Origin of the sequence: Lactobacillus delbrueckii subsp. delbrueckii DSM 20074 = JCM 1012 (assembly GCF_001433875.1) — a bacterium.
In the GTDB taxonomy this organism is placed as follows: domain Bacteria; phylum Bacillota; class Bacilli; order Lactobacillales; family Lactobacillaceae; genus Lactobacillus; species Lactobacillus delbrueckii.
In genome coordinates, this window is sequence record NZ_AZCR01000032.1 from 8,414 (window position 1) to 16,240 (window position 7,827).

General features: G+C 49.8%; 9 protein-coding genes and 2 pseudogenes. 5 read left to right on the forward strand and 6 right to left on the reverse strand.

The features are described from left to right. The 3 genes from FD23_RS05560 to FD23_RS05570 all read left to right on the forward strand — a co-directional run. Positions 1-476 (forward strand): winged helix-turn-helix domain-containing protein (locus FD23_RS05560; RefSeq protein ID WP_236743892.1); only part of this gene is annotated, 476 nt, incomplete at its 5' end. Beyond that, complete coding sequence (locus tag FD23_RS05565) at positions 476-2,134, forward strand: sensor histidine kinase (protein WP_025895937.1); 1,659 nt, start codon at positions 476-478, stop codon at positions 2,132-2,134. The genes FD23_RS05560 and FD23_RS05565, both read left to right, overlap by 1 nt. Positions 2,135-2,322: 188 nt before the next feature. Then, positions 2,323-2,622: an ATP-binding cassette domain-containing protein gene (locus tag FD23_RS05570; protein WP_052933647.1), complete on the forward strand. Its 300-nt coding sequence runs from the start codon at positions 2,323-2,325 to the stop codon at positions 2,620-2,622. 258 nt (positions 2,623-2,880) lie between these two features. Here the strand turns inward: FD23_RS05570 and FD23_RS05575 are convergent, their stop codons facing one another. Beyond that, positions 2,881-3,537, reverse strand: a complete 657-nt coding sequence (locus FD23_RS05575; RefSeq protein WP_025895934.1) for an NUDIX hydrolase — start codon at positions 3,535-3,537, stop codon at positions 2,881-2,883. A gap of 54 nt (positions 3,538-3,591) precedes the next feature. Here FD23_RS05575 and FD23_RS09695 point away from each other — a divergent pair, with 54 nt between their 5' ends. Then, a complete protein-coding gene (locus tag FD23_RS09695) occupies positions 3,592-3,756 on the forward strand; it encodes a hypothetical protein (protein ID WP_002878553.1) in 165 nt (54 codons plus the stop codon). A 74-nt stretch (positions 3,757-3,830) separates the two neighbouring features. Here FD23_RS09695 and FD23_RS05580 read toward each other — a convergent pair whose 3' ends face one another. The 5 genes and pseudogenes from FD23_RS05580 to FD23_RS05600 form a co-directional block, all read right to left on the reverse strand. Continuing rightward, the gene (locus FD23_RS05580) at positions 3,831-4,382 is read right to left on the reverse strand and encodes an NUDIX hydrolase (RefSeq protein ID WP_052933648.1); all 552 of its coding nucleotides are present in this window, start codon (positions 4,380-4,382) and stop codon (positions 3,831-3,833) included. 361 nt (positions 4,383-4,743) lie between these two features. Further along, positions 4,744-5,789: pseudogene (locus tag FD23_RS05585) on the reverse strand (YfcC family protein); the annotation flags it as partial. A gap of 166 nt (positions 5,790-5,955) precedes the next feature. Beyond that, positions 5,956-6,723: an energy-coupling factor ABC transporter ATP-binding protein gene (locus FD23_RS05590; protein ID WP_025895930.1), complete on the reverse strand. Its 768-nt coding sequence runs from the start codon at positions 6,721-6,723 to the stop codon at positions 5,956-5,958. Next, positions 6,713-6,970, reverse strand: a complete 258-nt coding sequence (locus FD23_RS05595) for an energy-coupling factor ABC transporter ATP-binding protein (protein ID WP_025895928.1) — start codon at positions 6,968-6,970, stop codon at positions 6,713-6,715. Before FD23_RS05595 ends, FD23_RS05590 begins: the two co-directional genes overlap by 11 nt. A 5-nt stretch (positions 6,971-6,975) precedes the next feature. Continuing rightward, a pseudogene (locus tag FD23_RS05600) lies at positions 6,976-7,184 on the reverse strand (ECF transporter S component); the annotation flags it as partial. Positions 7,185-7,219: 35 nt separating this feature from the next. Between FD23_RS05600 and FD23_RS05605 the strand changes: the two are divergent. Beyond that, a complete protein-coding gene (locus tag FD23_RS05605; RefSeq protein WP_230844813.1) occupies positions 7,220-7,576 on the forward strand; it encodes an EAL domain-containing protein in 357 nt (118 codons plus the stop codon). Positions 7,577-7,827 lie beyond the last annotated feature (251 nt).

Sequence of the window (7,827 nt, forward strand, 5' to 3'; positions counted from 1 at the left end):
GGTCTACTTCCGCGACCGAGGACTTGCCGGTGATTGTCGCTAGTGCTAAGACGGCAGAATATGACAAGGTCAAGAACCTGGATTCCGGGGCGGATGACTACTTAACCAAGCCATTTGGAATGATGGAAATGGTTTCCCGGGTCAAGGCTGTTTTGCGCCGGACCAACCGTAAGAAGGAGGACAAGATCGAAAAAGACGGGATCAAGATTCTCTTGAAGCGGCATGAAGTTTTCGAAAACGGCCATCAGGTCGATTTGACTTTGAAAGAATACGGACTCCTGAAGCTCTTGATTACTCATCCGGGAACTGTCTTTTCCCGGGAAGAAATCATGGATCAGATCTGGGAGACTGGTTTTTATGGGGAAACGCGCACAGTAGACGTTCACGTGAGAACCTTGAGACAGAAGTTGGGTGAGGCTGGTAAGCATATCGAAACGGTGCGCGGGGTCGGTTATCGCTACCATGAAGCAGACTAATGTTTAAGAAGATATTTCGGGCAATTTTTTTACTGACTTCTCTGATTCTCTTATTTGCCGTACTCTTAAGCGCGATTGTCTTGAGCATTGACTTCGACCATACAGAAATGTCCGCCCTGGCTTCCCAGGCTGACCTGGCAGCCAGCGGGGTAAATACCAGTGGCAAGAAGTACATCAAGAACTTAAAAGGGGAGAACTACCGGATTACTTGGATCAATTCCAAGGGCAAGGTTCTCTACGACAATGAAGAGAATCCCAAAAAGATGGGCAACCACTCCCGCCGCAAGGAAGTCGCCGAAGCCATGAAAAAGGGGACAGGGACCAGCGAGCGCTACAGCACGACCTTGTCGACCGTAACCATGTATTATGCCGAGCGGCTCAATGACGGCGGGGTCATCCGCATCGCGATAACCAGAAACTCCTTCTGGCGGATTCTGGTCAGATTTTTGTCGCCGCTTTTGTTAATCATGCTTTTATCGGTCCTGGTGTCCTGGTTCCTGGCCAAGACAATCTCGCAAACGATCGTCAAGCCGCTGAATGAAATGGACCTGGACAAACCCCTGGAAAGCAATGCCTATGACGAAATCAAGCCGCTTTTGACCAGACTGGACAGCCAGAACAAGCAGATCGCTGACCAGATGGAGCAGCTCCACCACCGGGAAAAAGAATTAAAGACGGTGACAGATGCCATGCTGGAAGGCTTGATCTTGATTGACCTGGATGACCAGATCCTCTTGTCCAACCCGGCGGTTGTCTCCCTTTTGGGCTTGCATGATACTGACCCCTTGCCAGATGATGTTAAGGAAATCATCGATAAGAACAGCCGCTTGGCCCATGCTGAGGGGATTGTGGAAAGAAACGGCCGCAATATTCAAATCAGTGCCAGCCCGATTACCAGCCGCAAGATTCTGAAGGGGACTTCGATCCTGGTGGTTGACGTGACAGAAGAATACCATGAAGAGCAGGTCCGGCGGGAATTCACGGCCAATGTGTCGCATGAACTTAAGACGCCCCTGCAGTCCATCATGGGGTCAGCTGAACTTTTGGAAAACCACCTGGTTAAAGAAGAGGACCGGGACAGCTTTTACAAGAAGATCCACGAATCTTCTGCCCAGCTTTTGACCTTGATTGACGACATCATCCGTTTGTCCCACCTGGATGAAAATCAACGCTTTGAAGAAATCAAGCTGAACTTGAAGAGTCCGGTGACCGAGGCCCTGGAAGCCTTGCAGAGTTCGGCTGACCGGCATGGAATCAAGCTGGAGACTAATTTGTCAGACACTATGATCCTGGCCAACTTCCGCCTGGTTTACGAAATTGCCTACAACTTGATTGATAACAGCATCTGCTACAACAAGGAAAAGGGCAAGACCAAGATTACGGTCAAAGAGCACCGCGGCCAGGCGATCCTACAGGTGACGGATACTGGCATCGGGGTTCCCCAGGAAGCCCAGAACCGGATTTTTGAACGCTTCTACCGGGTGGATAAGAGCCACAGCCGCAAGACCGGGGGGACTGGCCTGGGCCTGTCCATTGTCAAGCATGCTGTTCAGCAGTGTCACGGGACCATCCGCCTGGAAAGCGAATTAGGCAAGGGGTCAACCTTCACGGTTATTTTCCCGGCCCTGCCAGCAGGAGCAGATGATGATAGCAAATAAAGTAAAAATGACAAATGAAAACCAGTTCACTTTAAACAGTGAACTGGTTTTGCTGTATATTGGCTAATTTCTGTTATTGCACTAGTTGTCGAAGTGGAATTGCAGGTCCTCTTGCAGCTTGTAGCTGGTCAGTTCCTTGCCATCCAGGTCAGTCTTGTGCATGTCAACGGCGTGAACTTATTGAGGAGATGAGCCAGGGGCAAAAGAAGCGGGTAGCCCTGGCCAAGTCTCTGACTGAAGAAGCCAGCCTCTACCTTTGGGATGAACCGGCCAACTACCTGGATCTTTTCAACCAGGACCAGCTGATCAAGCTGCTGGCAAAAGAGCAGCCGGCCATGCTTTTAGTTGATCACGACAGGCCTTCATCGAAGCCGTCGCCAAAGAAAGAGTCAACTTGCGGCCGGTCTTATAATTTGCAAAAGCGACCGTCTTGCCCTAAAATTTACATAAAATTAATGTCAGCCTTTTACTTGATTTTACTTCTTTAGCTTATTCCAATAACTAAAGGGGGGCGGAAAAGGATGGCACGGTACGTCTTTTGCAAGCCGGACAAGCCCAAATTGACCTATTGGAGCATTATTGCTTTTATTGTGCTGGGGATCATCACCACGGCATACTTAGGTTTAACAGCATAGCTTACTTATTGATAAACTCTTCTTCAAAAAATACAACTGTACTAAAAAGCCACGGCATTTTCTGCCGCGGCTTTTGTCTTGTAATATCTATGTAACATCCGCTTGCTACAATTATTTCCAGAGGTCACTGACAAAGTAGCACAGGGCTGCCCAGGCAACCAGGGGCAGGTAGTGGCCATAGTCGTCTCTGCCTTCCTTGAGCAGGCGGCGGGCCTCTTCCTTGTCAACTAATTTGAAGTCGCCAAAAACTTCGGTGCCTTCAGCTCCTTTGTGGTTAAGGGCGGACAAGTCATTAACGTTGATGACGGCTTTGACAATGGCGTTGCTTTCGTCGCTGAAGCCGGAAGCCGTGAAGACCAGGGGGTTGATGACTTCAACCGTGTCCTTTTCGCCGATGCTGAGTCCGGTTTCTTCCTTGATTTCACGGATCATAGCTGTTTTGATTGGGTCCGGGCTGGCCAGGTCAGCTGGGTCAATCAAGCCTGCCGGCAGGCCGAGCAGGTAGCTGCCAGCCGGGTACCGGTACTCGTAAAAGAGCAGGAGCTTGTCTTTCTGACCGGCTTCTTTAACGATGATTACCGCGCAGACGGCATCAGGCAGGGCGCTTCCCAGCTCTGGATCCTGCTTGAAGGCAAAGAGCTGGTCTTTGTCCCGCCTTGAAGCAGCATAGTAGTGGACCCCGTTTTCATATGCCAGGTCGTAGAGTTTGACATATTTGGTAGCGGCCAGGGTTTTGCTCTGGTCAGGTGAAATTTTAGGTTCTTGCATTTAGTGTCAGTCCTCCTTGTATCACCTTTATTGTACGATAAGAATGGAGCAGTCATGAGGAAAATCAGCAAATTTTTGAGTATTGTGGCCCTGGGCCTGTTAGTCGGGGGATGCAGCCAGGGGCAAAAGGCCAAGCAGACTAAGACGAAAACTGAGACCAAGACCAGCCAGAAGGCAAGCGGGAAAAAGGTTGGCATCAGCATTTGGCGGATGGAATAAAGGCAAATAGCCAAGAAAAAACTAGCTGAAAAATCAGCTAGTTTTTTCTTTTTTCTTTCTTTTCTTTTTCCCGTCTATAATTTTTGCAGGTATTCCCGCAAAAGCTTTAATCCGCCCACTGGGGTGCAGAAGTCCGGGTCTTTGGCCTGGGCCTTCTCCCAGACCTCATCAAGGTCAAACCAGGCAACGGATGAAACTTCTTCTTCCTGCAGGACTAATTTATTTTCGTCTACGGGCTTAGAGTAGACATGCACAAAGGAGACCTCCCGGTTTTTGAATTCTGCCTGGTGGAAGACCTTGTCGTAGCAGTTGTGGAAGGTGCCGATAAAGGTAAAGTCAGCGGCCTGGCTCTTGATGCCCAATTCTTCTTCCAGCTCTCTGATGATGGTTGCCAGGGGCTCATCTCCGGCAGCGATGTGGCCGGCAGAAGAGGTGTCAAAGCAACCTGGGTAGGAGTCCTTATTGGCGGACCTTTTCTGTAGGAGGACTTGCCATTTGCCGGCTTTTTGCCGGATGATCCAAACTGAGGCGCAGCGGTGCCAGGCCCCAATCCGGTGGGCTTCATTACGCTCAATGGTCTGCCCGGTAGGCCGGTCCTCTTTATCCACAATATCAAGAATTTCCATAATTTACCTCGAATTTTCAACGCTTTTAGGGCGATTTTACCAGCAAAAAGTCTTTTTGTCATGGCCCCGTGAAACTAAAACGCCATTTTAACCGGTTACAAGGCAAAGGGGCGTAATCCCTTAATAACAAGCTTTTTCTCTTAAAAGATGGTCAAAAATCATTTGTGCACCAAGGCTATTAAATACAGAAAATTAACGACCAAGCTAGATATACCAAGCAATTAAAGGACCTTAAAAAAGAAAGCTGAAAAAATCGCGACAACGTGAAACGGTAAAAGTGGAAAAAGGCAAATATTGACCAAAAAAAGCAAGGCAAAAGGAAGTTCCTTTACCTTGCTTCTTTAAGGAGCGATAAATGTGTTTAGTAGACCAGGAGGCCGATTCCCAGGAAGATCAGGCAGATCACGAACTGGATGACCAGTTGCTTCCATATAAACTTAAACCAGCGGTCAAAGCCGATATTGACCATAGCCAGGGACATCAAGATCAGGCCAACTGGGGCGATCAAGCCGATGTAGCCCTGCCCCCAGTTATAGGCATCGATCACGCTGGCCCGGTCGACGCCGACGATATTGGCCAGCGGCGCCATGATCGGCATGGACAGGACGGCCAGACCAGATGATGACTGGATGAAGAAGCCGAGGACGATGTAGATCAAGAAGAGGATCCAGACGAAAGCCAGCTTGTTCATGCTGGTGATCTGCTTGCTGAAGAAGTACATGATCGTGTCGCTGGTGTGGCTTCCATCCATCACGATGGAGACCGCCCGGGCCAGGCCGACCGTCAAGGCAACCCCTAAAAGGTCAGCCGCTCCGCTGACAAAGCTTTCCATGAAGCGGTGTTCACTTAAGCCGGAAACCAGGAAGAGAAGGTAGGAAACGGCCAGGAAGACAACCGCGATTTCCGTGAAGTACCAGCCCTGGCTTTGGACACCCCAGATCATGACTAAAAAGCCAGCCACGAAGGTGAGCAGAGTCAGTTTTTGCCGCCAGGTGAAGTCGCCCTTGTCAGCTTGTGAGTCAAAAGCAAGAAACTTCTTCTTGTTTTCTTCATATTGGTCGTAGACCAGGGACTTGCTTGGGTCCTTGCGGACTTTTTCAGCATAGATAATGGTGTAGAGAGCATCCCGGCCCCCAGGGAAACCAGGAGCATGATGATTCTCAAAGGCAGGGCCCGGGCGAAGTTGACCCCGGCCGTGTTTGAAGCAATAACCGTTGAGAAGGGGTTGATGGTTGAACCCAAAGTCCCTAAAGTGGTGCCCAGGAAGATGGTGGCGACCACGGTCATCGTGTCATAGCCGGCCTCCAAGAAGACCGGGATCAGCATCGGATAGAAGGCCATGGTTTCTTCGGCCAGGCCAAAAGTAGTTCCGCCCAGGGCAATCAGGCCCATGAGGATCAAGAGGATTTACTTGCCCTTAATATGTTTTACCTGCCTTTAAGAGGATTTTTAGGTAAAAAATCAGCTAAAGTAAACTAAAAGTTATATTACCGGGCTTAGTAGCGAGGCAGGAAGATGAGAACGAGATGAAGCGCATACAAAATATTTACGATATTTTTGCCAAGGGATCGGTTTATTTTAACGAAAGGACCTCCGGCTTAAGCCCCAGCAGCTGGCTGAGCTGCCAGGTCTTGGCCGGCAAAAGGCCCAGGCGGTCCAAAAGCTCCTGGTCACTAAAGAGCTGGTGAACCGGGCCGTGGTAGACCAGCTGGCCCTGGCTCATGGCATAAACCTCCTGGCAATTTTCGGACAGCCAGTCCATGTCGTGGGTGATCATGATCACGGTCTTGCCCTGGGCCAGCCGTTTTTCAAGCAGGCGGGTGACCAGGCAGCGGCCAGGATAATCCAGGCTCATCAAGGGCTCGTCCAGCAGGCAGACCTCCGGGTCAAGGACTAAGGCGGAGGCGATAGTCAATAATTTCTTTCCGGAAGAAGACAGGTCGTAAGGGTTTAAGTCCCGGAATTCTGCCAGGCCGAATTCTTTAAGGGCGGCTTCCGTTCTTCTGGTGATTTCGTCTTCCGGCAGTTTAGCCTGCTTCATGGACCAGGCCAGTTCTTTTTCCACGCTGGAGTTAAAAAGTTGGTCATTGGGATCCTGAAAGGCATAGGCGATCTTGCTCAAGCGGCCGGAGGCCAGATATTCAGACAAAGCCTGTCCGTCTGCTTTAATGGCATCCCCAGCTGGCAGGAGGTCAGCCAAAAGTTTCAAGAGAGTGGATTTGCCGGACCCGTTTTGTCCGACCAGGCAGATCAAGCCGGGAGAAAGAGTCAAGTCTGGGATGTCCAGGGAAAAATTCGTTTCCGAGTATTTATAATGAAGGCTTTTAATCTTAATTTGCATTTTCGGCAGCTTCCTTTAGTTCACGGGCATTGACCGGGTAGCAGCCATCGAGTTTAAGCTCCAGCTTTTTGGCCATTTTCCAGGCAGCAGGCTTATCGAAAGCCGGGTCATCCAGCTGGTTGAAGACCGTTTGCGGAGAGTCCGCCATCAAGAGGCAGCCGTCTTTTATGACCCAGATTTGGTCGCATAGGGCAGCTAAGTCATCCAGTTCATTCTGGTTTGGCGACTGGTCCAGCAAATTGGTCAAGTCCAGCTGGTCAAAGCGTAAACGGTGGAAACAGGTGACAGGGTCAAACCGTAGATGACATTGTTGATAAAGCCGTTGATGGCCCCCGCAACAAGACCAGCCAGCATGCTGGCCAGGAAAGTCCCAAGTGATCCCAGCCAGACCGGCAATTTCAGCCCTTCAGCAAAGGCCTTGGCAGCATAGTGATCCCGACGGCGGCCGGAATTAGGGTCATGGCGGGGGCTGGACCTGAAGCCAGTCTCCGTCAACCTGGCCCATGAAGACTTTGAAATGCCTAATCTGGTTGAAAAAATCAACAACCTGGTTACCGGAGCAGGTCTCTCCCGGTCTTTGATCAAGATTGAAATTACGGAGAGGGACCTGTCAAACAGCACTAGCCGCTTGAAAGAGCAGATCGATCAGCTGCGCTCCTACGGATTTGAAGTTTGGATGGATGACTTCGGCAGCGGCTATTCCTCTCTCAACGCCTTAAACGACTATAGCTTTGACCTAGTCAAAATCGACATGGTCTTTGTCCGCCACCTGGATGACGGACAGTTAAACCGGCTTTTGATTCCGGAAATCGCCAAAGTCGCCCATAAACTGGGTTTGAAAGTACTGGCTTAAGGGGTCGAAACGGAAGAGTAGAGAGACTTCCTGCGAGAAGCAGGCTGCGACCTGCTGCAAGGCTTTTTGTTCAGCAAGCCGGTTGAATTGGATGAAAATCAGCAGGTTATTTCCTAAACAGGGTTGGAATGTAAAGTTTAATGTGATGTGATAGTGATGAAAGAGAAAGGAAATAAAACATACTAATCTGGTGTTGGATGATTACTCGACGGAGTAGTCGTTCAACACTTTTTCTTTTACTATATAAAGTG